This is a genomic window from Nocardiopsis sp. FIRDI 009, assembly GCF_003386285.1.
GTDB lineage: Bacteria > Actinomycetota > Actinomycetes > Streptosporangiales > Streptosporangiaceae > Nocardiopsis.
This window is the reverse complement of the sequence record NZ_QPNC01000024.1, coordinates 110,892-135,804: the sequence shown is the minus strand read 5'-3', so window position 1 is coordinate 135,804 and position 24,913 is coordinate 110,892. Positions and strand designations below refer to the sequence as shown.

At 69.4% G+C, this 24,913-nt stretch carries 20 protein-coding genes and 1 tRNA gene; 10 read left to right on the top strand and 11 right to left on the bottom strand.

Annotation, left to right across the window (positions count from 1 at the left end; genetic code table 11):
• The first annotated feature begins 8 nt into the window (after positions 1-8).
• The 5 genes from phnC (at position 9) to DVR05_RS20725 (ending at position 5,165) form a co-directional block, all read left to right on the top strand.
• Positions 9-824 (top strand): phosphonate ABC transporter ATP-binding protein, encoded by an 816-nt coding sequence (phnC, locus tag DVR05_RS20740; RefSeq protein ID WP_116247563.1) that lies wholly within the window; start codon positions 9-11, stop codon positions 822-824.
• Positions 821-2,551 carry a phosphonate ABC transporter, permease protein PhnE gene (gene phnE, locus DVR05_RS20735; RefSeq protein ID WP_232832242.1) on the top strand — a complete coding sequence of 577 codons (1,731 nt, stop codon included), beginning with the start codon at positions 821-823 and terminating at the stop codon, positions 2,549-2,551. Before phnC ends, phnE begins: the two co-directional genes overlap by 4 nt.
• Positions 2,552-2,824: 273 nt before the next feature.
• Positions 2,825-2,986, top strand: a complete 162-nt coding sequence (locus DVR05_RS26720; protein WP_157982489.1) for a hypothetical protein — start codon at positions 2,825-2,827, stop codon at positions 2,984-2,986.
• A 522-nt stretch (positions 2,987-3,508) separates the two neighbouring features.
• Positions 3,509-4,384: a hypothetical protein gene (locus DVR05_RS20730; protein WP_157982488.1), complete on the top strand. Its 876-nt coding sequence runs from the start codon at positions 3,509-3,511 to the stop codon at positions 4,382-4,384.
• A gap of 184 nt (positions 4,385-4,568) precedes the next feature.
• The gene (locus tag DVR05_RS20725) at positions 4,569-5,165 is read left to right on the top strand and encodes a cupin domain-containing protein (RefSeq protein WP_116247561.1); all 597 of its coding nucleotides are present in this window, start codon (positions 4,569-4,571) and stop codon (positions 5,163-5,165) included.
• A 125-nt stretch (positions 5,166-5,290) separates the two neighbouring features.
• On the opposite strand, the gene DVR05_RS20720 is transcribed toward DVR05_RS20725, so the two are convergent.
• Complete coding sequence (locus DVR05_RS20720; RefSeq protein ID WP_116247560.1) at positions 5,291-6,181, bottom strand: permease; 891 nt, start codon at positions 6,179-6,181, stop codon at positions 5,291-5,293.
• Positions 6,174-6,581, bottom strand: coding sequence for a helix-turn-helix transcriptional regulator (locus DVR05_RS20715; RefSeq protein ID WP_017602267.1), 408 nt, complete (start codon positions 6,579-6,581; stop codon positions 6,174-6,176). The genes DVR05_RS20720 and DVR05_RS20715 overlap by 8 nt, the downstream gene beginning before the upstream one ends.
• A gap of 727 nt (positions 6,582-7,308) precedes the next feature.
• On the opposite strand from DVR05_RS20715, the gene DVR05_RS20710 reads away from it, so the two are divergent.
• The gene (locus DVR05_RS20710) at positions 7,309-8,334 is read left to right on the top strand and encodes a ParB/RepB/Spo0J family partition protein (RefSeq protein ID WP_232832241.1); all 1,026 of its coding nucleotides are present in this window, start codon (positions 7,309-7,311) and stop codon (positions 8,332-8,334) included.
• A gap of 677 nt (positions 8,335-9,011) precedes the next feature.
• Positions 9,012-9,728, top strand: a complete 717-nt coding sequence (locus DVR05_RS20705; protein ID WP_232832240.1) for a helix-turn-helix domain-containing protein — start codon at positions 9,012-9,014, stop codon at positions 9,726-9,728.
• A 233-nt stretch (positions 9,729-9,961) separates the two neighbouring features.
• Here DVR05_RS20705 and DVR05_RS20700 read toward each other — a convergent pair.
• From DVR05_RS20700 to dnaA, 9 genes are all read right to left on the bottom strand, one after another.
• Positions 9,962-10,035, bottom strand: a tRNA-Ile gene (locus tag DVR05_RS20700).
• A 193-nt stretch (positions 10,036-10,228) separates the two neighbouring features.
• The gene (locus tag DVR05_RS20695; RefSeq protein ID WP_116247558.1) at positions 10,229-10,990 is read right to left on the bottom strand and encodes a DUF3566 domain-containing protein; all 762 of its coding nucleotides are present in this window, start codon (positions 10,988-10,990) and stop codon (positions 10,229-10,231) included.
• Positions 10,991-11,100: 110 nt separating this feature from the next.
• Positions 11,101-13,683: a DNA gyrase subunit A gene (gene gyrA / locus DVR05_RS20690; protein WP_232832239.1), complete on the bottom strand. Its 2,583-nt coding sequence runs from the start codon at positions 13,681-13,683 to the stop codon at positions 11,101-11,103.
• An 87-nt stretch (positions 13,684-13,770) separates the two neighbouring features.
• Positions 13,771-15,711 (bottom strand): DNA topoisomerase (ATP-hydrolyzing) subunit B, encoded by a 1,941-nt coding sequence (gene gyrB, locus DVR05_RS20685; RefSeq protein WP_116247556.1) that lies wholly within the window; start codon positions 15,709-15,711, stop codon positions 13,771-13,773.
• A 472-nt stretch (positions 15,712-16,183) separates the two neighbouring features.
• Positions 16,184-16,693, bottom strand: coding sequence for a DUF721 domain-containing protein (locus DVR05_RS27535; protein WP_369974564.1), 510 nt, complete (start codon positions 16,691-16,693; stop codon positions 16,184-16,186).
• A 16-nt stretch (positions 16,694-16,709) separates the two neighbouring features.
• The gene (gene recF / locus DVR05_RS20675; RefSeq protein ID WP_116247555.1) at positions 16,710-17,843 is read right to left on the bottom strand and encodes a DNA replication/repair protein RecF; all 1,134 of its coding nucleotides are present in this window, start codon (positions 17,841-17,843) and stop codon (positions 16,710-16,712) included.
• 116 nt (positions 17,844-17,959) lie between these two features.
• Positions 17,960-18,865, bottom strand: coding sequence for a phosphogluconate dehydrogenase (NAD(+)-dependent, decarboxylating) (gene gnd, locus DVR05_RS20670; protein WP_116247554.1), 906 nt, complete (start codon positions 18,863-18,865; stop codon positions 17,960-17,962).
• A gap of 105 nt (positions 18,866-18,970) precedes the next feature.
• A complete protein-coding gene (gene dnaN / locus DVR05_RS20665; protein ID WP_116247553.1) occupies positions 18,971-20,110 on the bottom strand; it encodes a DNA polymerase III subunit beta in 1,140 nt (379 codons plus the stop codon).
• A 1,051-nt stretch (positions 20,111-21,161) separates the two neighbouring features.
• On the bottom strand, positions 21,162-23,210 hold the full coding sequence (gene dnaA, locus DVR05_RS20660) for a chromosomal replication initiator protein DnaA (RefSeq protein WP_116247552.1): 2,049 nt from the start codon (positions 23,208-23,210) through the stop codon (positions 21,162-21,164).
• A gap of 659 nt (positions 23,211-23,869) precedes the next feature.
• On the opposite strand from dnaA, the gene rpmH reads away from it, so the two are divergent.
• The 3 genes from rpmH (at position 23,870) to yidD (ending at position 24,894) form a co-directional block, all read left to right on the top strand.
• A complete protein-coding gene (rpmH, locus tag DVR05_RS20655; protein ID WP_013155858.1) occupies positions 23,870-24,013 on the top strand; it encodes a 50S ribosomal protein L34 in 144 nt (47 codons plus the stop codon).
• A 96-nt stretch (positions 24,014-24,109) separates the two neighbouring features.
• Entirely contained in the window at positions 24,110-24,583 is a 474-nt protein-coding gene (gene rnpA / locus DVR05_RS20650) for a ribonuclease P protein component (protein WP_116247551.1), read from the top strand.
• Complete coding sequence (yidD, locus tag DVR05_RS20645; protein ID WP_116247550.1) at positions 24,580-24,894, top strand: membrane protein insertion efficiency factor YidD; 315 nt, start codon at positions 24,580-24,582, stop codon at positions 24,892-24,894. Before rnpA ends, yidD begins: the two co-directional genes overlap by 4 nt.
• Positions 24,895-24,913: the final 19 nt, after the last annotated feature.

The window sequence follows — 24,913 nt, the reverse complement described above, 5'->3', positions numbered from 1 at the left end:
AGGTTTCCATGGCAGACCACGCGGTGCACGACGGTGTCGATCGTGAACCGGCCGTCTCACTGACACAGGTGACGAAGGAGTTCGACGGCGGAGTGACCGCGCTGCGCGGGGTCGGGTTCGACGTCCCGAAGGGGCAGATCCTGGCGCTGTTGGGCCGCTCCGGCTCCGGAAAGTCCACCCTGCTCAGGCACATCTGCTGCCTGCACAGGCCGACCAGCGGAAGTCTGCGGGTGCTGGGCACCGACGTGGCGCGGGCGCGCGGCCACCAGCTGCGCCGGCTCCGCCGCAGGACCGGTTTCGTCTTCCAGCAGTTCAACCTCGTCGGGCAGTTGAGCGTGTTGGAGAACGTCTGCAGCGGCGCGCTCGGTCGGCTCGTGGGGCCCCGGCTCGGTCTGTTCTCCTACGCGCGTTCCCTCCGCCTGGAGGCGTTGGACCATCTCGACCGGGTCGGCATGGCCGACCTCGCGTTCCAGCGCACGAGCACGCTCTCCGGCGGTCAGCAGCAGAGGGTGGCCATCGCCCGGGCGCTGATGCAGCACCCGGCCATCCTCCTCGCCGACGAGCCCGTCGCCTCGCTGGACCCGGACAGCGCCGACACGGTCATGCGGCTGCTGCGCGAGATCGCGCGCGAGCGCTCCCTGACGGTCATCGGCAGTCTGCACCAGGTCGACCTGGCCCTGGGGTGGGCGGACCGGGTCATCGGACTCCGCGACGGCGAGGTCACGTTGGACGCTCCCGCGGCCGCGCTGGACACCACGACCGCGATGGGGGTCTACGGCACGGAACCGAGGACCGAGCCGATGGCATTGGACGCCACCGGATGATCGCGCCGCCACCGGTACGGCCCTCCGCGCCCCGCGCCCTGCCGACGGGCCCGCGGCGTCCCCCGAAGAGCACGGGGGCGGTCCTCGGATTCCTCTGCCTGTTCGTCGGCGCCGGTCTGTGGTCCCTGCACGCCCTCGGGATGGACTTCGCCGCCCTGGCTCAGGGGGCCGCCAACGCCGAGGTGTTCATCCGGCAGACCTGGCCCCTGTCCCCGCCCAGCGGAGAGGAGATCCTCCGGCAGACCGGCATCACCCTGGGGACCGTCTTCCTGGCGACCCTGCTGTCCATCGTGCTCAGCCTCCCGCTGTCGGTGTGGGCGTCGTCGGTGACGACCCCCGGTACACCGCACCGGCTCACATCGCGGGGACTGATCGTGGCCGCCCGTGCCGTACCGGACGTCGTCCTGGCCATCCTCTTCGTCCGGTTGTTCGGGCTGGGGGCGCTCCCCGGCATCCTCGCGATGGGGCTGCACTCGATCGGCATGGTGGGCAAGCTCTACGCCGACGCGATCGAGCAGACCTCATCCGGTCCGCGGGAGGCGCTGACCACCATCGGCGCCACCCGCGGCCAGCGACTCCTCACCGCGGTCGTTCCCCAGGCCCTACCGGCGTTCATCGCGATCGGGCTCCACCGCTTCGACATCAACCTGCGGGTGTCGGCCGTCCTCGGAATCGTGGGCGTGGCGGGGATCGGGTTCGAGATGGCCCACGCGTTCGCCCGCCTGGACTTCGGCCTCGGGATCGCCTGGGCCCTGATCCTGTTGGTGCTGTGTCTGCTGACCGAGATGGTGTCCACCTCGATCCGCCGGGTCCTCCTGCGCGGATCGGGCGACGGCGAACTCGGCGCCCCCGGTCCGCTCACCCGCTGGTTCCGGGGGCGCCGCGCCTCGGACGCGGTCGCGCCGGCCACGGCCCCCCGGGACACCGCCCCGGTGGAGACGCCGCGGCGTGTCTCACCTCCGTTCACGTTCGCCCGGGCGCGGCGCTGGACGTACACCGCGGTCGTCGTCGCGGCCGTGGTGGCGGCACTGTTCGGCACCAGGGCGCTGGAGGCGAACGCCGCGGCCGGGTGGGCGGGATTCTCCACGACACTGGGCCTGTTCTGGCCGCCCGGGGACGCGGGCATGCTCGACGGGCTGCTGCTCGCGCTGCTGGAGACCGTCCATATCGGTCTCGCCGCCACCTTCCTGGGCGCACTCCTGGCGTTGCCCGTCGGGACGCTCGCCGCCCGGAACATCGCGGGGAACAGGGCGGTGCACGGGATGTTCCGCGGGTTCGTCCTCGCGGTCCGCGGGCTGCCGGAACTGGTCCTGGCGATCGTGTTCGTCGTGGTGATCGGTCTGGGGCCGGTCGCCGGGGTACTCGCGTTGGCGCTCGGGTCCGTCGGGCTCCTCGGCAAGCTCGTCGCCGATTCGCTCGAGGAGATCGACGGCGGACCGTTGGAGGCGATGTCGGCTCTGGGCTCGTCCAGGACCCAGCGCTACTTCACCGCGGTCCTGCCCCAGGCGGCCCCCGCGCTCATCGGCGGGCTCCTGTACCAACTCGATGTGAACATCAGGTCCGCGACGCTGCTCGGCCTCGTCGGCGCCGGCGGGGTGGGTTTCTACCTCCTCCAGGCCACGCAGACCCGCGAATACGACGTCATCACCCTGATCACGCTGATGACGTTCGCGGTGGTCTTCGCTTTGGAACTGGTCAGCATGCTACTGAGGCGCCTGGTGCGGTGAGCGCCCCACAATCGACCAATATCTATGGTTGACATCAGTCAAAGCTGTTGTTATTACTGGATACAGGAAAGACGTTCTCCCATCCCGGAGGTTCACCACGACGCTCCGCGACCGAACGGACCCCGGCCCGGAACCACGCCAACGCGGCTTTCCGCGCGCGGAGGCCCCTGCCCCGGCCTCCGCGCACCGACGGCCACGCGGCACGCGGAGCGTCGATTTCCATCCGGCGAACACCAGCGGTTCGGCGGGAAGAAAACAGATTGGAGGCCAGACATGGCCGGAGGACTCTTCAAGAAGCTCATCGGCGGTGACTCCAAGCAAGAGCTGGACAGCTGCTGCGGCGCCGTGAACGTCACCGAAGAGGAAGACGAGACGCCCCAGGCGGAGACCCAGGCGAAGGCTGACGCGAAGGCCGAGGAAACCCCTTCCCGCTGAGCCGGAAATCGAAAGAGAGAGCTCCAGTGAAAACGGCCGAGAGGCCGTGGATCGCATTCTGCCCACAGCGCGAAAACCCGCACCGATCATTCGGTGCGGGTTTCTCTTTTGCCAACCGGAACACGAAAAAATTCGCTCCGTCCACACTGTCGCACGGACCCGATCGAACCCACATCTACCTGCACAGACGCCGAAACACCCGATACGTCGGGAGCCGATCCGAACACGTCTCCGGAAAAATATGGACTATCCCCTCTGGACATGTCCGACATGTCCCACCTAAGGTTCATCTCAGCCAAGCGAACAGCATTCAGTAATCGAAGAGTCGCTCCCGGAAAGCGGCTCTGAGAGCCGGTACCCCCACACCGTCCTCCCCACCGGCTGAGAGCAGACAGCAGACAGCAGACATTTCGACGACCACGCATACGAAATGCGTGGCAGCACCCCGACGCACCGGACGTCGGACCACACCACCGTGGACGCGAACCTGTCTAACCTGCATGAAAGCGGAGAACGATCACCGTGAGCGGCATCCCCACGATCGACCGGCAGCCCGAAAGAGAACACCCTGCCCCCACCGGGGAATCTCGGCCGGTAAACGTCCTCGCCATCAAGATCGGCGGAAGCCTCTTCTCCGACAAGAGCGTCGAGAACAGCCTTGACATACCCACGATCGCGGACTACGCCCGCGTCATCGCCAAGATCTTCCGCGAGCATCGCGGCCGCCTCGTGTTCATCACCGGCGGAGGGGCTGTGGGGCACGGAGCGCTCCGCGGGAACGACGACGCCGACCCGTTCGGCTGCATCCCCCTCACCAAGGCGCTCGCGGACGTCCGCTGGGCGTGGACTCAGGCGCTGCGCCACGAGGGCGTCCGGGTGCTTCCCCTCCAACTCGGCGCCATGTCGGTCCTGAACGAGGACGGATCGTTCTCGGTACACGGTGACGTCCTGACCAGGGTGCTCGACTCCGGAGCCCTTCCGGTCCTGTCCGGCGACAGTGTGCTCGGCGCGGACGGCCGGCTCCACGGCCTCTCCAGCGACCGGGTGCCGGAGTTCCTCGTCCGTGCCCTGGAGCCCGGCCTGCGCGTGGTCAGCCTGACGGACGTCCCCGGAATCCTGCTGGACGGCCCGGGCGGCAAGGACGTCCTGCCCCACGTCGACCCGGCCTCGCCCGAGCGCGCCTACTCGGCGCTGTGGGCCAAGAGCCCGTGGGACACGACCGGAGCGCTCAAGACCAAGCTCGACGCCCTCCTGGCCAGCGCCTCGGCCGGGGCCGAGTGCTTCATCATGCGCGGATCCGTGCGCAGCGCCGACTACGACCACCTGTTCAGCCCCTTCGGCGACTGGCCGGAGGGCGTCGCGTGCACGCGCATCTCATCCCGCCCGTCCACGGCCTGAGCCACCGCACGGCGCGCGACCGCCACGACCTCACGGTGCGATCTCGCACCGTGATCCGTGAAGAGGCCGAGGAGGTGCCGGTGCCACCCGGTTCCCCCCGTCGGCCCGCCCCCACGCGGGCCGACCGGACCACCCCCGTCTCCTCAGCCGCTTCGCCACCACCCGATCACCGAAGGAGAGAGACATGGCGACCACTCCCGCCCTGGAAGAGACCTACGGACAGAAGATCAAGGACCGCCGCGAGCACATCAAGATGGACCGGGAGTCCTTCGCGAAAGCGCTGGGTCTGAACGTCGACGACGTCGTCGCCCTGGAGGAGAAGGGCGGCGGCGACCTGACCCTCGAGAAGCTGACCCAGATCGCCGGCGTCCTGGGAACCTCGACCTCGGAGCTCACCCCCGGGTTCGTCACCGACCTCGACGAGGGTGTCCGCGTGCAGGCTCCGGGCGACAACCCGGTGATCGAGGGCATGCGGGGCGGCACCGAGTACTACACCTACAACTGCCTGGTGCGTACCCGGACCCTGCCCAAGCTCGTCCCGCTGATGCTCGAGGTCAACGTCGACGACCCGGACAAGGCGGCGTTCAACAGCGGCCACGACGCCCACGAGGTCATCTACTGCATGGAGGGCGACATCCACCTCAAGTGGGGTGACCCGGCCGCACCCAGAGAGGCGACGATTCCGCAGGGCGGCAGCTTCTACATCGCCCCGAACGTCCCGCACACCCTGACCGCGACCAAGGGCTCCGGCCCGGCCAAGGTCGTCTCGGTCAACTTCTGATCCCCGTCGGATCGGACCTTCGGCCCGGTGGCCCCGTCCTCCGGCGGGGCCACCGGCTCTTCGCGTGCTCCGACACACCGCTTCCACGATGGGCTCCGTTTCGCGCGGTCGCAGGACGGTGGGGGTCAGACCAGCAGGGGGATGAGCAGGCCACCGGCGACGGCGACCGCCAGGATGCTGGCGACGTAGGCCCCGACCAGACGCGGCTTGAAGATCGCGGCCAGCATGGACAGTTCGGGAAGGCTGGCTCCGGCGCCTCCGATGATGAGGGCGAACACCGGGCCCAGTCCCATCCCGGCCGAGTTCAGGGCGAGGCCGATGGGGAGGGCGGACTCGGTGCGGATGTAGAGGGGGATGCCGATGAGGGCGGCGACCGGAACGGCGAACAGGTTGTCGGGGCCGGCGACGGAGGTCAGGAAGGTCTCGGGGACCGCACCGTAGATGAAGGCGCCGATCGACACCCCGATGAGCATCGGGATCGCCAGCGGCTTGAAGAACGACACGGCCTGGTCCCAGGCGGGACGCGCCTCGGCCTTGATTCCCTGCCACGGGGCGTCACTGTGCCCCTCCGCGCTGACCTTGACCCGGCGGACGTACTTCTCCATCCCGAGCGCCTCCAGGGCGAGGGAGAGGACGATCGTGCCGGCGAAGACCACCAGGGCGTAGCCGACCATGACCTTCCAGTCGAAGAGGATCCAGGTGATACCGAGGATGATCGGGTTCATGAGGGGTGAGGCGATCAGGAACGCCGCAGCCGCCCGGAACGGCGCCCCGACCTTCAGCATGCCCATGAGCATCGGGAGCGTGGAGCACGAGCAGAAAGGGGTGAGCGCACCGAGAACGGCCCCCTTCAGGGGGGCCGCCATCTTTCCTCCGGCCAGCCAGAGCTGGATCCTCTTCTCGCCCAACCGGCGCTGCAACAGGGCGACGATGAAAGCGACCGCGAAGAAGAGCAGGACCAGCTCAACCGCGATCGTTCCGAATGTCTTGATCGTCTCGATCCAGGTTTCAGACATCTGTTGGTTCCTCTGGGGGAGTAGTCGCTTCGTCGTCTTCCTCGCTGAGGCAGCACGCCTTGGCGCCTTCGGGGGTCAGTGCCGCGAGCGAGGCGAGCCAGCGGACCGGCATCCCCAGCTCCTCACAGCAGAGGGCGTACACGTTGGAGCGACCGCGAGGCACGACCTTGACCAGTTCCTGCTCGCGCAGGGGGCGCAGGTGGTGGCTGATGAGGGTCTGGCTGAGACCGGTGGCTTCCTGGAGCTCCTTCACGGTGTGCGGGCGCTCGGCGAGAAGAAGGCACAGGATCGTACGGTTCTCGTCGGCGAGCGCCTTCAGCTTGGGAACGAGCAGCCGCGCCCGCTCCCAGTTCGACAGCTCTTCGCCTTCGAGCAGCCGGATGTCCAGTTCCTTCGACATGATCCTACTCCTATCAACAGTGATTATTCATGTCAACAGCTTTCGCTGTTACATAGATCGATGGCGCCCCGGCGAGCCGCGCGAAGTCCGCCGACACCCCTGATCAGAGCGCCACCGTCGCACCCCCCATGATTCCATCAGCGAGGGCTGTTGCCATCAGCGAACCCGGTCCGACCGGTGGACACTGGGGGCTTCGCCGCACGCCCGAGCGGGGAGGGGAGCCGGCGCCTCGTGTGCGCGATTGCGCGCGGAAGCGCCGCCGACCGGAAAGCGGAACGCCGGCGCTCCTCGGTCACGCGCCCAGCCGCCGATCCGGTTCAGCGTTGTACCAGTGCACGGGGGACAAAAGAACGACACGTCCGCCCCGCCATACCCGACCGGAGCTCCTAACCGCCGGAAGTTCAATTCCACCGTTTAGCACATAAGGCACCAAATGCCCCAGACGAACAGAGCAAGGGATCGGATTTTGATTGAAATCAGAGAGAATGATCTTTATTCTTGGTGCCCGTGAGTACTCGCGCCAACATGAGGCCGACACGCCGTGTATGTCGGCACACCCCCGCACTTCTTCTCCCCCTCCGGACCGACCACGGCCGCCCCGACCACACGCTCCGCGCCGCGTCCGGTCCGGATCCGACCCATGGCGACAGAATTCGGTGTGTCGCCGTCGCTCGAACCGAATCCGTCACGCCGACCACGGATGGCGTTCTTCCCCAAAGGAGCTGAGATGGCGACCACTTCGGAGCGAGTCCCGGTCGACCTCCTGTTGGACGCCGATTCCCCCCGCGTGAAAGGGGTCGACCCCGAGCACGTGGAACGCCTGACCGAGCGGATCGACGAGCTACCCCCGATCCTCGTCCACCGGCCGACGATGCGGGTCATCGACGGCATGCACCGCCTCCAGGCGGCCCGGTCGAGCGACCGCAGCACCATCGAGGTGATCTACTTCGACGGCCCGGACCCCGACTGCTTCATCGCCGCGGTCGAGGCCAACATCCGCCACGGGTTGCCCCTGACACTGACCGACCGCAAGGAGTCCGCCAAGAAGATCCTGGCCACCCACCCCGAATGGTCGGATCGGGCGATCGCCGCCAAGGTCGGCCTGTCCGGCAAGACGGTCGGCGCCCTGAGGCGTTCCTCGGTGGACCCCGCGGTCCGGTCGGCGGTCCGGGTCGGACTCGACGGCCGCGTCCGGTCCGTCAACCCCGACGAGGGTCGGCAACGGGTCGCCGACCTCCTGGCTCGGAGCCCGGACGCGTCGCTTCGGGAGATCGCCAGGCTGGCCCGTGTCTCGGTGGAGACCGTGCGGGACGTCCGCGACCAGCTGAACAGCGCGGACGCTCCCCCGTCCCGCGAGGAGACCCCTTCGCTCGGCGAAGACGGCGACGCGGTCGGCGAGGCGCGGGTCACCACGGATCATCCGGCCTCGACCGGCCTGGACGAACAGGTGGAAGCGCGAAGCCGGGGGACGAAACAGCGCTCCACCGAGGCCCGGCCCATCGACCTCGGGGTCGTCCTCGACTCGCTCAGGAAGGACCCCACTCTCAGGTACAACGACGAGGGCCGCACCATGATCCGTTGGCTCGAAGCCCGCGTCATACGCCATGACGAAGCCGACCTCATCGAGCACATCCCCCCGCACCAGGCCGCGAGAATCGCGGCCGTGGCGCGCGCCTGTGCCGTGAACTGGAACGTCATCGCGACCCTGTTGGAACGCCGTGGGGAGCAACCGTCCCCCGCGGGCGGCACCTGACAACCGGAGGCCACGAATACGATCCCGGCCAGGAGAACTTGGTCGGGCTTTTCCTGTTTCCACTGAGTTCGGGTTCAGAACAGGATGTCATCCCTTTCCCTGGTCAGGAACACCGGAGTACTCTTTTCCCGCTTCCGCCGAACCGTCGGGAACCGCATATTCCTCAACCATGGGGCGAGGCCGGCCCTACGACCTCCCGGGCAGGATCACCCCCCCATCCCCGGGTACACAGGATCACCGATCTGTCTTCGCGACAATCCCGGCGTCGACCTTTCCGTGACATGGATTCAAGATACCGAGGTCAGGGGACGGGCTGTGCGGTGACGCTCTCATGGGTCCCACGTTCCGCGCCCCGAAGGCGTGCACATCTCTTCGCGGTGTGCTTCGATCTCCTCCCAGAGGGCGGGACGCCGTTCGGCCACTCCGTGATCCGCACCAGCCCGCACCTCCGACGTCGGACGGATCGGCCACCGGACCGAACCCTCCCAGGGAACGCTCTCCACACAGCTGATCACCCAGGAAGACGGAAGCCACGACCCCTCAGCGGCAGCAAGGCACTCGGAATCGGGCCCGGGGAGGGTCACCGGAAACGTCGCGGCCACCGCGACAGACATGGCCTGCCCCGGAACAGGCCCCGAAGTCCTGACGGATTTCGAGCGACTGGAAGGAGCAAGTCCTTGTCCACGCACCCTCACCCGGTGAACATCGAACCGATGAACGCTGACGTCTCCTTGGAGCAGCGGTCCAGACTGCACGCGGTCCTAGCGGACAGCGCCCGCCTGGCCATCACCGACGCCCTGCGGACCGGCGACGCCTCCCCCAGCGAACTGGGCGACCTGGTGGGGATGCGCTCCAACCTCGTCGCCTACCACCTGCGCGTCCTGGAGGAGGCCGGTGTCATCGTCCGCGTCCGTTCCGAGGCCGACCACCGCCGGGTCTACATCCGCCTCCGTCCTGAGGCCCTCTCAGCCCTGGCGCCGGCCACCCTCCTGCGCACACCCCGCGTGGTGTTCGTGTGCACCCACAACACGGCTCGCTCCCAACTGGCCGCCGCGCTGTGGGAGAACCACAGTCACGTCCCCGCCGCGTCGGCCGGAACACACCCCGGGCCCCGTGTCCACGAGGGGGCACTGGTCACCGCCAGACGTCACGGGCTGTCGCTGAGCTCCCGAACCACCGCCCACGTGGACGAGGTGCTGCGCGAGGGGGACCTGATCGTCGCGGTCTGCGACAGCGCGCACGAGGAACTCCCTCCCAGCCGCCAACGCCTGCACTGGTCGGTCCCCGACCCCCTACGGGTGAACACCGGCACCGCCTTCGAGGAAGCCTTCACCCATATCAGCGACCGCGTCAAACGACTCGCGCACGCCGTCCGGCGCCAGGAGAGACCGTGACCTTCCACCCCGCCAGGTCACCGCGAACGGCGCCGGCGACCGGCCACAGCCGGGTCGACATAGCGACTCGACCGGTTGTCGACTCCGCGTCCGGTCGATACCGCGCGGCGCCGGGGGAGTGTGGGGCGCTCCGCCAGGGGATGCCGTGGGATCCCACGGTCAAATGACGGTCAAACGAGAAAGAGCCCTGCTCTCCTACCGGAGAAGCAAGGCTCTGACCAGGTGAAACTGGGTGGGCGTACCAGGACTTGAACCTGGGGCCTCATCCTTATCAGGGATGCGCTCTAACCGACTGAGCTATACGCCCTCGTTCCTCGAGGAACTCTACCGCATCCCGGCGCGCGGAGCGAACCGGATCGTGACGCGGAAGCCGGAGGGATACGGGCGACCGCGTCCCTCTTCACCTCCCATTTTACCGGGTTTCCGGAGTGCTCGGGCCACCGTCGCCCCGGACGCGGAACGGCCCCGGACGTCACGTCCGGGGCCGTTCCGTCGAGGCCCTACTCGGCCTCGGTCAGCGTGACGTCCACGCCGCCGACCAGGTCGGCGACCAGGTTGTACACCATCGCGCCCACCGTGGACAGGGCGGTGATCAGCACGATGTTCAGCGCCCCGATCACACCCGTGTAGCCCAGGACGCGCCCCGGGGAGAACCACGCGGCCGGGTTCAGGCCGAGTTCGCCCTCACCCGTGTTCGCCTCGCCCTCCAGGAGTGCCTCCATCATGCTGGTGACCTCGTCGAAGACACCGAGCATGGACAGGGTCGCATAGATCACCGCGACCGCGACGAACAGGACGATGAAGCACACCAGGGACACGACGAAGCTGAACTTCATCACCGACCACGGCTCCACACGGGAGACCGTCAGGTGTGCCTTGCGGCTCGACATCGTCGCCTTCACGGCGCCCGGCCCCTGGGGGGCCGATGCCTCGGAATCGGTCACTGCCGTCTCTCCCGCCTCCGCGCGGTCCGCCACGGAACCCTCGTCGGACTCCGGCTCGGCGGCCGCGAAGATCGGGGTCGAACGCTCGGGCGCCTCCGACCCGGCCTCGGAGGTCCGCTCCTGGTCGGAGTCCTCGTCCTCCTCGGCGTCCTTCCCCTCCGTGGACCCCTCGTCCTCGGTGGTGGTCGCCTCGGCGGTCTCGGCGCCCGTCGGCTCGGACTCCTCGACCGTGTCCCTCTCCGCCGCCTCGTCTCCGGCGGTCACCGCCGTGTCCGCTTCGGATTCGTTCGTGGGGGTGTTCCGCTGGTTGTCAGACATAGAAACGTTACCGCTGGACTTTCGTTGAGACGGGTGAATGCCGCGAAGAGCGGTGTCCCGCGGGGTTCACGAACGGAACCCCACGGGACCAAAAGGACCTAACGCGCAGTCTAGGACTCGGGGTTTCCTTCCCCGGTCACCGCGCCCTCGGCCGTGTCGTCGGACCCGGCCTCGTCGGCGTCCTCGGCGGCCTCGGCGTTGCGCGCCACGGCCACGATCTTGTTGCCCTTGTCGAGGTTCATCAGGCGCACACCCATGGTGGTGCGGCCGGACTGCTTGACCTCGGCGGCCCCGGTGCGGATCACCCCGCCCGCGGACGTGATCGCGAAGATCTCGTCCACCTCGGGGTCGACCATCATCGCGCCGACCAGCTTGCCGCGGGCCTCCACGACCTTGGCCGTCAGAACGCCCTTGCCGCCCCGGTTCTGCACCGGGTACTGGTCGGCCGGGGTGCGCTTGGCGTAGCCGTTCTCCGTGGCCACCAGGACGTCGGAGGACCCGTCCCCGAGGCGGATGACGTCCATGCTCAGCAGGTAGTCACCCTCCATGAAGCGCATGCCGATCACACCGCTGGTCGCCCGTCCCATCGGCCGCAGCGACTCGTCGGAGGCCGAGAACCGGATCGCCTGGGCGTCGCTGGAGATCAGCAGCAGGTCGTCGTCGGGGAAGACCAGCCGCGCGGCGATCAGCTCGTCGCCCTCGCGCAGGTTGATCGCGATGATCCCCGCCGAGCGCGCCGAGTCGAAGTCCGCCAGACGCGACTTCTTCACCAGGCCCTCACGGGTGGCGAGCACCAGGTACGGCGCGGCTTCGTAGTCGCGCAGCGCCATGATCTGCGCGATCTCCTCGCCCGGCTGGAACGGCAGCAGGTTGGCCACGTGCTGGCCGCGCGCGTCCCTGGCGGCCTCCGGCAGCTCGTAGGCCTTCGTCCGGTACACCCGGCCCTGGTTGGTGAAGCACAGGATCCAGTGGTGGGTGGTGGTGACGAAGAAGTGCTGGACGATGTCGTCCTGCTTGAGCTGCGCCCCGCGCACACCCTTGCCGCCGCGCTTCTGCGCCCGGTAGTTGTCGATCCGCGTGCGCTTGGCGTACCCGCCGCGGGAGATCGTGACGACCACGTCCTCCTCGGCGATGAAGTCCTCCATGCGCATGTCACCCTCGAACGGGATGATGTGCGTGCGCCGCTCGTCGCCGTACTTCTCGACGATCTCGGCCAGCTCCTCGCGGACGATGGACCGCTGACGCGGGTCCGAGGTGAGGATGTCGTTGTAGTCCGCGATCTGGGCCATCAGCTCGTCGTACTCCGAGGTGAGCTGGTTGCGCTCCAGCGCGGCCAGCTTGCGCAGCTGCATGTCGAGGATGGCGCGGGCCTGGATGTCGTCGATCTCCAGCAGACCCATGAGGCCGGTGCGCGCCTCGTCCGCGGAGGCGCTGGCGCGGATGAGGTTGATGACCTCGTCGATGCGGTCCATCGCCCGCAGCAGCGCACGCAGGATGTGCGCCCGCTCCTCGGCCTTGCGCAGCAGGTAGCGCGTCCGGCGGACGATGACCTCGATCTGGTGCTTGACCCAGTGCCGGATCATCTGGTCCAGGCGCAGGGTCCGCGGCACCCCGTCGACCAGCGCGAGCATGTTCGCGCCGAAGGTCTCCTGGAGCTGGGTGTGCTTGTAGAGGTTGTTGAGCACCACCTTGGCGACGGCGTCGCGCTTGAGCACGATGACCAGGCGCTGACCGGTCCGGCCGCTGCTCTCGTCGCGCACGTCGGCGATACCGCTGACCTTGCCGTCCTTGACCAGGTCGGCGATCTTCAGCGCCAGGTTGTCCGGGTTGACCTGGTAGGGCAGCTCGGTGACCACCAGCGTCTGGCGCCCGCGGCTGTCCTCCTCCACCTCCACGACCGCGCGCATGGTGATGGAGCCGCGCCCGGTCCGGTAGGCCTCCTCGATCCCCCGCTTGCCCACGATGAGGCCGCGCGTGGGGAAGTCCGGGCCCTTGATCCGCTCGATGAGCGCGTCCAGCAGCGCCTCGTCGTCGGCGTCCGGGTTCTCCAGGTACCAGTTGACGCCGGCCGCGACCTCGCGCAGGTTGTGCGGCGGGATGTTGGTCGCCATGCCGACCGCGATCCCGGACGAGCCGTTGACCAGCAGGTTCGGGAACCGGGCGGGGAGGACGACGGGTTCGGAGGAGCGGCCGTCGTAGTTGGGCCGGAAGTCGACGGTCTCCTTGTCGATGTCCCGGAGCATCTCCATGGCCAGCGGCGCGAGCTTGCACTCGGTGTAGCGCATGGCGGCGGCCGGGTCGTTGCCCGGCGAGCCGAAGTTGCCGTTCGGGTCGACCAGCGGCATGCGCATCGACCACCACTGGGCCAGGCGCACCAGGGTGTCGTAGATCGCGCTGTCGCCGTGCGGGTGGTAGTTACCCATCACGTCGCCGACGACGCGGGCGCACTTGAAGAACCCGCGGTCGGGCCGGTAGCCGCCGTCGTACATCGCGTAGAGCACGCGCTGGTGGACCGGCTTGAGGCCGTCGCGCACGTCGGGCAGGGCACGGCCGACGATGACGGACATGGCGTAGTCGAGGTAGCTGCGCTGCATCTCGACCTGGATGTCGACCGGCTCGATCCGGTCCCTCACCGGGGCCTCAACGGCGGAGTCCGCACCCTCGGGAGAGTCCGGGTTGTTCGCATCCGTCACGGATGTCGATCCCTTCTACGAAGCTTCGTTGAGCGTGGTTCTCCCGCCCGGCCGCCGCCCGCGGGGGCGCGACCAGGGCGGCACGGACTAGATGTCCAGGAAGCGGACGTCCTTGGCGTTGCGCTGGATGAAGGAGCGCCGCGACTCGACGTCCTCGCCCATGAGCACGCTGAACATCTCGTCGGCCTGGGCCGCGTCCTCCAGACTGACCTGGAGCAGCACCCGGCGTTCGGGGTCCATGGTGGTGTCCCACAGCTCGTTGGCGTTCATCTCGCCCAGACCCTTGAACCGCTGCACCATGTCGCGCGGGCGCGGGTCCTTCTTCCCGGCGGCGATCCCGGCCTCGATGATCCGGTCGCGCTCGGCGTCGGAGAAGGCGTACCCCGCGTCGCTGCCGCGCTGGTCCCACTTGATCTTGTACAGCGGCGGCTGGGCCAGATAGACGTTCCCGGCCTCGACCAGCGGCTTCATGAAACGGAACAGCAGGGTGAGCAGCAGGGTGCGGATGTGCTGGCCGTCGACGTCGGCGTCGGCCATGAGGATGATCTTGTGGTACCGCAGCTTGCTGGCGTCGAAGTCCTCGTGGATACCGGTGCCCAGGGCGGTGATGATCGCCTGGACCTCGTTGTTCTTGAGGATGCGGTCGATCCGCGACTTCTCCACGTTGAGGATCTTGCCGCGGATCGGCAGGATCGCCTGGTGCTGCGGGTCACGGCCGCCCTTGGCGGAACCGCCCGCGGAGTCGCCCTCGACGATGTAGAGCTCGCACTCCTCCGGGTTGGTCGACTGGCAGTCGGACAGCTTGCCCGGGAGGGAGGTGGACTCCAGCAGGGTCTTGCGGCGGGTCAGGTCGCGGGCCTGGCGGGCGGCGATGCGGGCGCGGGCGGCCTGGCTGGCCTTGGACACGATGTCCTTGGCCTCGCCCGGGTTGCGCTCGAACCAGTCGCGCAGGTGCTCGTTGGTGACCTTCTGGACGAAGGACTTGGCCTCGGTGTTGCCGAGCTTGGTCTTGGTCTGGCCCTCGAACTGCGGGTCGGCCAGCTTGACCGAGATGATCGCGGTCAGACCCTCCCGGATGTCGTCGCCGGTGAGGTTGTCGTCCTTGTCCCGCAGCAGCCTCTGGTCCCGCGCGTACCGGTTGACCAGCGTGGTCAGCGCGGACCGGAAGCCCTCCTCGTGGGTGCCGCCCTCCGCCGTGTTGATCGTGTTGGCGAAGGTGTGCACGGACGAGGTGTAGGACTGGTTCCACTGCATGGCGATCTCGACCGAGATGCCGTCGCCGTCCTCCTCGAAGGAGATGATCGACGCGTGCGCCGGCTCCTTCTTGGCGTTGATGTGCCGGACGTAGTCGGACAGGCCCTCGTCGTAGTGGAAGGTGTTGACCGTCGGGCCGCCGTCGGCGGTGTGCTCGGGCCGCTCGTCGCGGATGGTGATGGACAGCCCCTTGTTGAGGAAGGCCATCTCCTGCATCCGGCGGGCGAGGGTCTCGAAGCTGAAGACCGTGGTCTCGAAGATGTCGCCGTCCGGCCAGAAGGTGATCTGGGTGCCGGTCTGGTCGGTCTCCTCGCCCTTGACCAGGTCGCCCACCGGACGGGTCATCTCGTAGTGCTGCCGCCAGACGTGTCCGTCGCGGCGGATCTCCACGTCCAGCGCCGTGGACAGCGCGTTGACGACGGAGACGCCCACACCGTGCAGACCGCCGGAGACCGCGTACGACTTGCCGTCGAACTTGCCGCCCGCGTGCAGCGTGGTCAGTACGACCTCGACGGCCGGGCGCTTCTCCACGGGGTGGAGGTCGGTGGGGATGCCACGGCCGTTGTCGGCCACACGCACGCCGCCGTCGGCCAGCAGGGTCACCTCGATGGCGCTGGCGTGACCCGCCAGCGCCTCGTCGACGGAGTTGTCGACCACCTCGTAGACCAGATGGTGCAGGCCCCGCTCACCGGTGGAACCGATGTACATCCCTGGGCGCTTGCGTACCGCCTCAAGCCCCTCAAGGACCGTGATTGATCGAGCGTCGTAGGCCAAGTGGGAACACCCTCCTGCTGAGGACGCCTGCCGGCCGTGGCCGAGCGGACGACGGTCAGCCCACGGGGTGGTGACCGAAGGGGTCGGCGTATCGCGACACCAGGGGGATCACCACAGCACCGTACGGGCCGTCCGCCCACCCTTTCCTGGGGGCGTGGTACCGGCTACAGGCATCTGAAGAACCGCCTCCATGATACCCCGCGCCGTGCGACAAAGGAGCATTCGCGGCGCTGTGCCGCTCGACAACGAACGTTCGGGGAGGGAGCCGAGTCCCTACACGCGGGTGACCCCTCGCGCAAGTTCCGGAGCGGTTCAGTGGCCCCTGGGCGGACGGCCCCGATCGCCGGTCCGGCTTCCGTTCCGCGGAGCCTCGCATCCCGCCCGCCGGAAGCCCTCCCCCTGGCGCGACTCCGACCTGCGAAAACATCCCCCACGTCCCCGTCGGCGGCGGAACCGGCCCCGGACGGGGGCCTCAGCGGCGACGGAACCCGGGTCCCCGCACCTTGATGGAGACGACCGTCCCCTCACCGAGTTCCTGGTTCAGACGGCGCATGAGGTCACGCACCATCGATCGTGCCTGAGCCGCCATCGTCGGTGAATCGGCCACCACGACGAGTTCTCCGTCCGAATAACTCTCCGGACGGAGCCGCTGTGCATTGAACTCGCCGACGATGTCCGACCACCGGCCGAACACCCCGCCGATCGCCACCTGCTCCTGCCACCCGTGCTCGATCAGCCACGTCCGCACGGCGTCGCCGAAGAGCTGCGGCTCGTTGCGTGACCGGATCCGGCCACGTTTGCGGGCGCGCGGCGCCCCGCGGGGGGTCGCCCCGCGCTCCCGGGCCTCCGCACGGGCTCGGGCGAGCGCCTGCCGGGCGAGGTCGGCTCCGGAGACGGCCGGGGCCGCGGGACCGGCCGGGGCCGGTTCGGTCCCGCCCCCGAGCGCGGTGTCCGCGCCCCCGGGGCGCGCACGGGGATCCACAGGCTGTGGACGGGCGTCACTCACGTCCGACCACCCCCGCGCCCACCGCGAACCGGACGCCGTCCAGTTCCTCGGGAATGTCGTCGGGCACCGCCGCGGTCACCAGGACCTGTTCGGCATCGCGCACGCGCTCGGCCAACCGCCGGCGGCGTTCGCTGTCCAGCTCGGCGAACACGTCGTCGAGGATGAGGACGGGATCGTCCCCGTCCGCCCTGAGCAGGTCGAACGCGGCGAGCTTGAGGGACAGGGCGTAGGACCAGGACTCCCCCTGGCTCGCGTACCCCTTCGCCGGCAGTCCGCCGAGCTGGAGGTGGAGTTCGTCGCGGTGCGGACCGACGAGGCTGACCCCCCGTCGGAGCTCGCGGTCCCGCGCCTCGGCCATCGCGGACCGGAGGATGTCCACAAGCTGTGGACGGTCGACGTCCGGTTCACCCCCGTCGGGTTCGGCCGAGCAGCGGTAGGAGGGCACGGCCGGGCCCCCGGAGTCGGTCAGTCCCGCGTAGGCCCGCGCCACCAGCGGCCGCAGCCTCGCCACGAGCGCCAACCGCGCCGCCAGCAGTTCGGCCCCGGTCTCCGCCAGGTGGGCGTCCCAGACCTCCAGGGTGCTCAGGTCGGGTGCCGAGCGCTGCTGGAACATCCGTCCGGACGCCGACTTCAGCAGGGCGTTGCGCTGTTTGAGCACCCGGTCGTAGTCGGCGCGCACCCCGGCCATCCGTGGCGCGCGCGCCACGAGCAGGTCGTCGAGGAAGCGCCGCCGCTCACCGGGGTCGCCCTTGACCAGGGCCAGGTCCTCGGGGGCGAACAGCACGGTGCGGAGGATCCCCAGGACGTCGCGGGGCCGACCGGCGGCGGCCTGGTTGATCCGGGCCCGGTTGGCGCGGCCGGGGTTGAGTTCCAGGTCCACCACCATGGACCGCTCGTCGCGCACGACCTTGGTCCGGATGACCGCGCGGGGCGCGTCCCGCCGGATGAGCGGGGTGTCCGAGGAGACCCGGTGGCTGCCGAGGGTGGCCACGTAGCCGACCGCCTCGACGAGGTTGGTCTTGCCCTGGCCGTTGGCCCCGACGAACGCGCTCACGCCGGGGCCCAGTTCCAGCAGCACGTCCTCGTAGGACCGGAAGTCGACCAGTTGCAGATGGGAAACGTACATCCGGCCCTCCTCCGGGACGGTGGCGCGGGATCACGGGCGCGGGTGCCCCGGGTCCGGTCCGGCCGTGCCGGGCCCGGCGGGCGGCGGCGCGTTCCCGGGGCGGTGCGGGTCGGTTCTCAGTCCCGGGAGGGGGTGCGGGGGTCGGGGCCGGACTTGGTCACGGCGTGGCCGCCGAACTGGTTGCGCAGCGCGGCCACGACCTTCATCGCCGGGCTGTCGTCCTGCCGGGAGGCGAAGCGGGCGTAGAGCGCGGCGGTGATCGCGGGCGCGGGGACGGCGTGGTCGACCGCGGCCTGGACCGTCCAGCGGCCCTCACCGGAGTCCTGGGCGTAACCGCGCAGCTCGGAGAGGTCGGGGTCCTCCTCCAGGGCGCGGCTGAGCAGGTCGAGCAGCCAGGAGCGGACGACCGTGCCCTCGCGCCAGCTCTCGAAGGTGCCGGGGACGTCGTCGACGATCCCTGAGGCGGCCATGAGCTCGTATCCCTCGGCGAAGGACTGCATCATGCCGTACTCGATGCCGTTGTGGACCATCTTGACGAAGTGCCCGGCGCCGACGGCCCCCGCGTGCACGAAGCCGCCGCCCGAGTCGGGGGTGAGCGACTCGAAGAGCGGACGGGCGCGCTCGACGTCCACCGCCGAACCGCCGACCATGATGCCGTAGCCGTTCTGACGGCCCCAGACGCCGCCGCTGACGCCGACGTCGAGGTAGCCGACGCCCTTGGCGCCGAGCTGCTCGGCGCGGGCCCGGTCGTCGACGTAGTGGGAGTTGCCGCCCTCGATGACCAGGTCGCCCTCCTGCAGGAGGCCGCCGAGCTCGTTGATGGTCGCGGCGGTCGGGTCGCCGGAGGGGACCATCACCCACACGACGCGCGGCGCGTCGAGCCGGTCGACCAGCTCGGCCAGGCTCGCCACGTCCCGCTCGTCGGAGGACACGTCGTAGCCGACGACCTCGTGGCCCTTCTCCCGGAGCCGGGCGGCCATGTTGCCGCCCATCTTGCCGAGACCGATCATTCCGAGCTGCATGGCAGTGCTCCCCTTCGCCGCCTGTGGACACGTTGGCGCCGTCCGGTCCGGGCAGTGGCCGCGGACACGGTACGGCAGACGCAAGTCAATCGAACCGGTACCGGATCAGCCGGACAGGCGCACCGGCATGATCAGGTAGCGGTACTCGGGGTCCGCCCCCTCCTCGGCGGGCTTGCCGGTGAGGATCGCCGGTTTGGTCGAGGTCGTGAAGTTCAGGCGCGCGGTGTCGGTGCCGATGGCGCCGAGCCCGTCGAGCAGGAAGCCCGAGTTGAACGCGATCTGGATGTCCTCGCCCTCCAGGTCGGCCTCCAGGACCTCGACGGCCTGGGCGTCCTCGCCGGTCCCGGCCTCCAGGACCAGGCGGCCGGGGCTGAAGGCCAGGCGGAGCGGGGTGTTGCGCTCGGCGACCAGCGACACCCGCTTGACGGCCTCGACGAACTCGGTGCGGCTGACCTCGGCGACGGTGTTGAAGCTGTCCGGCAGGAGCGCGCGGTACTTGGGGAACTCGCCGTCCAGGAGCCGGGTCGTGGTGCGGCGGCCGCCGCCCTCGAAGCCGATCATGCCGTCGCCGGTCTCGCCGCTGGAGAGCGCGACCGAGACCTCGGCGCCCGAGGTGAGCGACTTGGCGGTGTCGTGCAGCGTCTTGGCGGGAACGAGGGCGACGGCGGACAGCTCGGGGTTCTCCGGCTTCCAGGTCAGCTCGCGCACGGCCAGGCGGTAGCGGTCGGTGGAGGCGAGGGTGATGGTCTCGCCCTCGATCTCGACCCGCACGCCGGTGAGCATCGGCAGGGTGTCGTCGCGGCCCGCGGCGACGGCGACCTGGCTGACGGCGGCGGCGAAGGCGTCACTGCCGACGGTGCCGCTCACACCGGGCATCTCGGGCAGGGTCGGGTAGTCCTCGACCGGCATGGTGGTCAGCGTGAACTTGGCGCTGCCGCAGGTCACGACGGCCTTGGCTCCGTCGGTGGAGATCTCCACAGGCTGTGGAGGAAGGTTGCGCGTGATCTCGGCCAGGAGCTTGCCGGGGACCAGGACCGTACCGGGTTCGTCGACCTCGACGTCGACCGCGGCCTGGGTGGAGACCTCGTAGTCGAAGCCGGACAGCCGGACCTGCTGGCGACCGTCGAACTCGCCTGCGTCGAGCAGGACGCCGACGAGCACCGGGACCGAGGGGCGCGTCGGGAGTGTGCGCGCGGTCCAGGCGACTGCGTCGGCCAGTACGTCGCGTTCGACCCGGAACTTCACTTTCCGACTCACTTTCCGCACGACCGGCGGAACCGGTCGAAGCCTCAACGTTGCAGCTCGTGGGTGGGTCGACCGAGGCTCCGGGGCGGGTGGGCGACCATCGCGGCGAGCGGGTGCGCCGGCACCACCGGGGCGGCCTCGGCTCCCGTGGGACCACCGCTCGGATCGGGCGGCGGTGGACAGGGGCGAGACCACACGTTACCCGGATTCCACCGCTGTCGCTGACGACTCGGGGATGGCGCTCCGTCGCTCGCCGATCGGCGAGTTGTCCACAGATTTTCCGCGGAGCTGTTGTGAAGCCACATCTGGGTTAATGAAGGTGCGCAGTAGTAGTAGGGCCTGTGGATAGTGTGGATAACCCTTGTTCTCGCAGGTCAGTGCAGCATTTTTTGTCCACAGGGCCTGTGGGTGACGCTGTGGGTAACTCGGGCCGCCTGTGGACGAACGAAGCCGCCCACAGGTTGTCCACACTCTGTCCACAGCGGCGTCCACAGTTTTCCCCTGGGTTGTCCACAGCAGCCGGTGGTTCGGTGGTCCGATCGTCGGGCAACGCGTCCACAGGAGCACCCCCGGTTACCCACAACTCAGAGCCACTTGTCCACAGGTTGTCCACATGGTTGTCCACAGATTCGGCCTCCATCCTGTGGATAACTTGGCCAAGAAAGTCGAGAAGTTTTTTTCCGTGCCCCCACACAGACCTCGCGAACCAGGACGAACGGGTTGTGCACAGGTTTGTCCACAGCCCCGTGCGCGCACCCGTGTGGATGAGGACGAAACGCGCTGGTGAGGGTGCCCGCGCCCGGTGTGTGGCCAGTGCAACAGGGGCGACAAGCCCGACGGGGACGGGGAAACCGTGCGACAGCGGGCGCGGAGGCGCCTTCGGGCGGATCACGCGCCGAACCCGTCCCGAGTCGGCGGTTGTCCCCAGAACCTGTGGATAACCCCGCACGGGGCGGTGGAGGGGCGAGGAGAGGGAGGGAACGCGGCGGGGGCGGCCCGCCGCCGCGGGCCGCCCCCGGAAGGCGCCGTCTCCCCCTGTCGTCTCCCCGGCTCAGGCGAGCGGGGGCTGGTCCTTGATCCGGCTCGTGAGCTCGTGCACCTGGTTGTAGATGGACCGGCGTTCGGCCATCAGCGCGCGGACCTTGCGGTCGGCGTGCATGACCGTGGTGTGGTCCCGGCCGCCGAACTGCTGCCCGATCTTGGGCAGGGACAGGTCGGTGAGCTCCCTGCACAGGTACATGGCGATCTGCCGGGCGGTCACCAGGACGCGGGAGCGGGAGGTCCCGCACAGGTCGTCGACGCTCAGCCCGAAGTAGGCGGCCGTCTGGGACATGATCGCCCCCGCCGTGATCTCGGGGACCTCGGTGCTGGGGACGAGGTCGCGCAGGACCTGACCGGTCAGGTCGAGGTCGACCGACTGCCGGTTGAGGCTGGCGAAGGCGGTGACGCGGATCAGCGCCCCCTCCAGCTCCCGGATGTTGGTGGAGATCTTGCTGGCGATGAACTCCAGCACCTCCGGCGGGGCGGCGAGCCCCTCCTGGGCCGCCTTCTTCCGCAGGATGGCGATGCGGGTCTCCAACTCCGGAGGTTGGACGTCGGTGAGCAGCCCCCACTCGAACCGACTGCGCATCCGGTCCTCCAGCGTGGTCAGCTGTTTGGGCGGCCGGTCGCTGGAGATGACGATCTGCTTGTCGGAGTTGTGCAGCGTGTTGAAGGTGTGGAAGAACTCCTCCTGTGTCTGCTCCTTGTTCTCCAGGAACTGGATGTCGTCCACCAGGAGGACGTCGATGTCCCGGTACCGGCGGCGGAACCCGTCCGCCTTGCCGTCCCGAATCGAGTTGATGAACTCGTTGGTGAACTCCTCGGAGCTGACGTAGCGCACCCGCGAGCCCTCGTAGAGCCGGTGCGTGTAGTGCCCGATGGCGTGCAGGAGGTGGGTCTTGCCCAGCCCGGAACCGCCGTGGATGAACAGCGGGTTGTAGGCCTTCGCCGGGGCCTCCGCCGCGGCGACCGACGCCGCGTGGGCGAAGCGGTTGCTGGAGCCGATGACGAACGTGTCGAAGGTGTACTTCGGGTTCAGCCGGGCGTGCTCACCCGTGGGCACCTCGGGGGAGCGGCCGGGGGGAGCGCCCGGCGCGTCCCTGGGCGCCTCGTCCGATTCCTCCTGTCCACCGGAGGGATCCGGGAGCGCCTCGGCGTCGGACGCGTCCGCCCGCTCGGCGGACACCGGGGACGTCGTCGGTGTGGCGGGGGGCCCGGGCGGGTCCGACGCGGCGGGCGCCTGCGGGGACGCCTCAGGCTGGGGGGTCTCCCAGCGGTTCGGCTGGTCCCACGCGGCCTCGTCCCAGGTCGTCTGCTGCCACGAGGACTGCTGCGCGGGCTGTTCCCACGAGGTGGACCGCCACGCCCGGTGGGGCTCCGGTCCGGTGGCGCCGGGCACGGGGGCGGCCCCGTCCGGGGCGGGACCCGGCTGCGCGGACGTTCCGTTCCCGGGGGTCCCGGGGAAGGGGGGAGCGGCCTCCGTCGCGGGCGTGGAACCGAGCACGTCACCCCGGTTCGGGCCGTCGTTCGCCGTCGGCGCCGCCTCGGGGGAGCGGTGGGGCGGGGCGGCCGCACCCGGGTCGGGGCGCGGCCGCACGGGCGCCGGTGACGGCGCCGGTTCCGGACGCGAGTGCCGTCCGGTCGGCTCGGGGGGCGTGGCCGCGGGAGAGGGCGGCGGGGTCGGCACGGCCGTGGGATCGACCGTGACCGCGACCCGGATGTCCCGGCCGAGGTGGGCGGAGAGCGCCCGGCTGATCGCCGGGTAGAGCCGCGTCTCCAACACCTTCTTGGTGAACTCGTTGGGGGCGGCGATGAGCGCGGTGTCCTCGATCAGACCCAGCGGACGGGTCTGGGGCAGCCAGGCGCGCTGGTGCGCGGGGAGGGAGTCGTTGTCGATCCCGTCCAGCACGCTGGACCAGACCACTGCGAGGTTGACCTGTGCGTCAGCCACGGTGACCTGCCATGGTTGCTGTCCCTTCGGTGCGGATCTGTTCGGTGCGGATTGGAACAGGAGGGGACGGGGAGACCCTGCGGGTCGTCGCGGTGTGTCGTCGGTCATGGCTCCGCGCGGACCCCTCCCGGGCACGCGGAACGAACTTCCATTGTCCTCCCACTCCGGGGGTGCCGGGGCGGGAGGAGGTGTGGACGGCGGGTGGGCCGGTCGCTCACCGGCCTGTGGACAACCGGACCCCGACCACGGCGGACGTGGGCGTTCGTGCCTCGGTATCCACAGCCAGAGCCTGTTGTCCACAGGTTGTACACAGGTTTATCCACAGGATGGCAGATCTCTGTGCGCAGCGCCGGGTTATCCACAAATCCCAGTTCACAAGCTGTGTAAAACGGATTCTTCGGCTTGCCTGGGGGGCGGACGGAGGACGAGGGGCGGGTTATCCACAGGTTGAGGTTATCCACAGGGCGGCTCGGATGTGGACGCGCCACACCCTGTGGACAACCGGTTGTCCACAGGGTGTGGCGCGGGCCCCGCGCGTGGTCCGCGCCACCGTCGCGCCCGCCCCTCGCCGGAGGGCGGGGCGGGGACGGGGGCGCCGTCTGATTTGACCCCGACCCGACCTGGTCGTATCTTCTTTATGCTTATGCCGATGATCTGCCCGCGCCCGTGTCCACAGGACGGCGCGGCCTCGGTTCATGCACCGTGAGGCCCCGCATATGCTTGGGGGTCTGTCGTAGTACTTTCCTGACACGCCCCTGGAGCCAGCAGTGAGCAAGCGTACGTACCAGCCGAACAACCGGCGTCGCGCGAAGGTCCACGGCTTCCGGCTGCGCATGCGTACGCGCGCCGGTCGCGCCATCATCGCCTCGCGTCGCCGCAAGGGGCGCGCCGCGCTGACCGTGAGCCACTAGGCCACGCCCAGCGCCACGTTCCTCGGGACCGGTCCGGCCTCTCGCCGGCCGGTCCCTTTGTCGTGGGACGAGGCCCGAGTCCCGGAGGGAGTCTCCATGCTGTCGTCGCGGAACCGGATGCGCCGTAGCTCCGAGTTCGGCTCCGTCATGCGCTCGGGACGCCGCGCCTCGCGCGGGGCCGTGGCCGTGGTCTACCTCCCCCCGCCTCCGGACGCCCCGGAACCCGCCGAGCCGCCGCGTGTCGGTTTCGTCGTGAGCAAGGCGGTCGGGGGAGCGGTGGTCCGCAAGCGGGTGCAACGCCGCCTCCGTCACGTGATGCGGACCCGGTTGGCTGTTCTGCCAAACGGTAGCCTGCTGGTGGTGCGTGCCAAGCCCGCCGCCGCCACGGCGCGGCAGGCGGAGCTGGACGCGCAACTCGACAGTGCGATCGCCGCGGCGATGCGGCCCCGAGGGACGTCCCGCCGCCGGCGGGGCCGAGGCGGATCGCCCGCGTCGGCGGCCGTGCCGACGGGGAACGGGACGGCGTCCGGGCGCCGCCCGGACGGGGGCGGAGAACGGACGGGCCGATGACCGAGCACAGACCGACGGCTTTCGCGCGGCTGCTGATCCTCCCGATCCGGGGCTACCAGCGCTTCATCAGTCCGCTCTTCCCCCCGGTCTGCCGTTTCTACCCCTCGTGCAGCGCGTACGCCGTCGAGGCGTTGCGCGTGCACGGGGCCCTGCGGGGGGTGTGGCTGGGAACCCGGCGCATCGCCCGCTGCCACCCCTTCAACCCGGGGGGTCTCGACCCGGTGCCGCCGCCGAGGACGCGGGGGCACACCGGGTCCGAGGAGTCGGCGGGCGGAGCCGGAGGCACCGGACCCGCTCCCGGGGACCAGTAGCTGAACCGAGGCAAATAGG

Excerpts from the sequence above, each read along its gene's own strand:
- phnE (WP_232832242.1), top strand. The coding sequence starts at position 821 with ATGATCGCGCCGCCACCGGTACGGCCCTCCGCGCCCCGCGCCCTGCCG.
- DVR05_RS20725 (WP_116247561.1), top strand. The coding sequence starts at position 4,569 with ATGGCGACCACTCCCGCCCTGGAAGAGACCTACGGACAGAAGATCAAG.
- DVR05_RS20710 (WP_232832241.1), top strand. The coding sequence starts at position 7,309 with ATGGCGACCACTTCGGAGCGAGTCCCGGTCGACCTCCTGTTGGACGCC.
- DVR05_RS20720 (WP_116247560.1), bottom strand. The coding sequence starts at position 6,181 with ATGTCTGAAACCTGGATCGAGACGATCAAGACATTCGGAACGATCGCG.
- DVR05_RS20695 (WP_116247558.1), bottom strand. The coding sequence starts at position 10,990 with ATGTCTGACAACCAGCGGAACACCCCCACGAACGAATCCGAAGCGGAC.
- dnaA (WP_116247552.1), bottom strand. The coding sequence starts at position 23,210 with ATGACCGACGACACACCGCGACGACCCGCAGGGTCTCCCCGTCCCCTC.
- recF (WP_116247555.1), bottom strand. The coding sequence starts at position 17,843 with ATGTACGTTTCCCATCTGCAACTGGTCGACTTCCGGTCCTACGAGGAC.
- phnC (WP_116247563.1), top strand. The coding sequence starts at position 9 with ATGGCAGACCACGCGGTGCACGACGGTGTCGATCGTGAACCGGCCGTC.
- gnd (WP_116247554.1), bottom strand. The coding sequence starts at position 18,865 with ATGCAGCTCGGAATGATCGGTCTCGGCAAGATGGGCGGCAACATGGCC.
- DVR05_RS26720 (WP_157982489.1), top strand. The coding sequence starts at position 2,825 with ATGGCCGGAGGACTCTTCAAGAAGCTCATCGGCGGTGACTCCAAGCAA.
- DVR05_RS20715 (WP_017602267.1), bottom strand. The coding sequence starts at position 6,581 with ATGTCGAAGGAACTGGACATCCGGCTGCTCGAAGGCGAAGAGCTGTCG.
- yidD (WP_116247550.1), top strand. The coding sequence starts at position 24,580 with ATGACCGAGCACAGACCGACGGCTTTCGCGCGGCTGCTGATCCTCCCG.
- rnpA (WP_116247551.1), top strand. The coding sequence starts at position 24,110 with ATGCTGTCGTCGCGGAACCGGATGCGCCGTAGCTCCGAGTTCGGCTCC.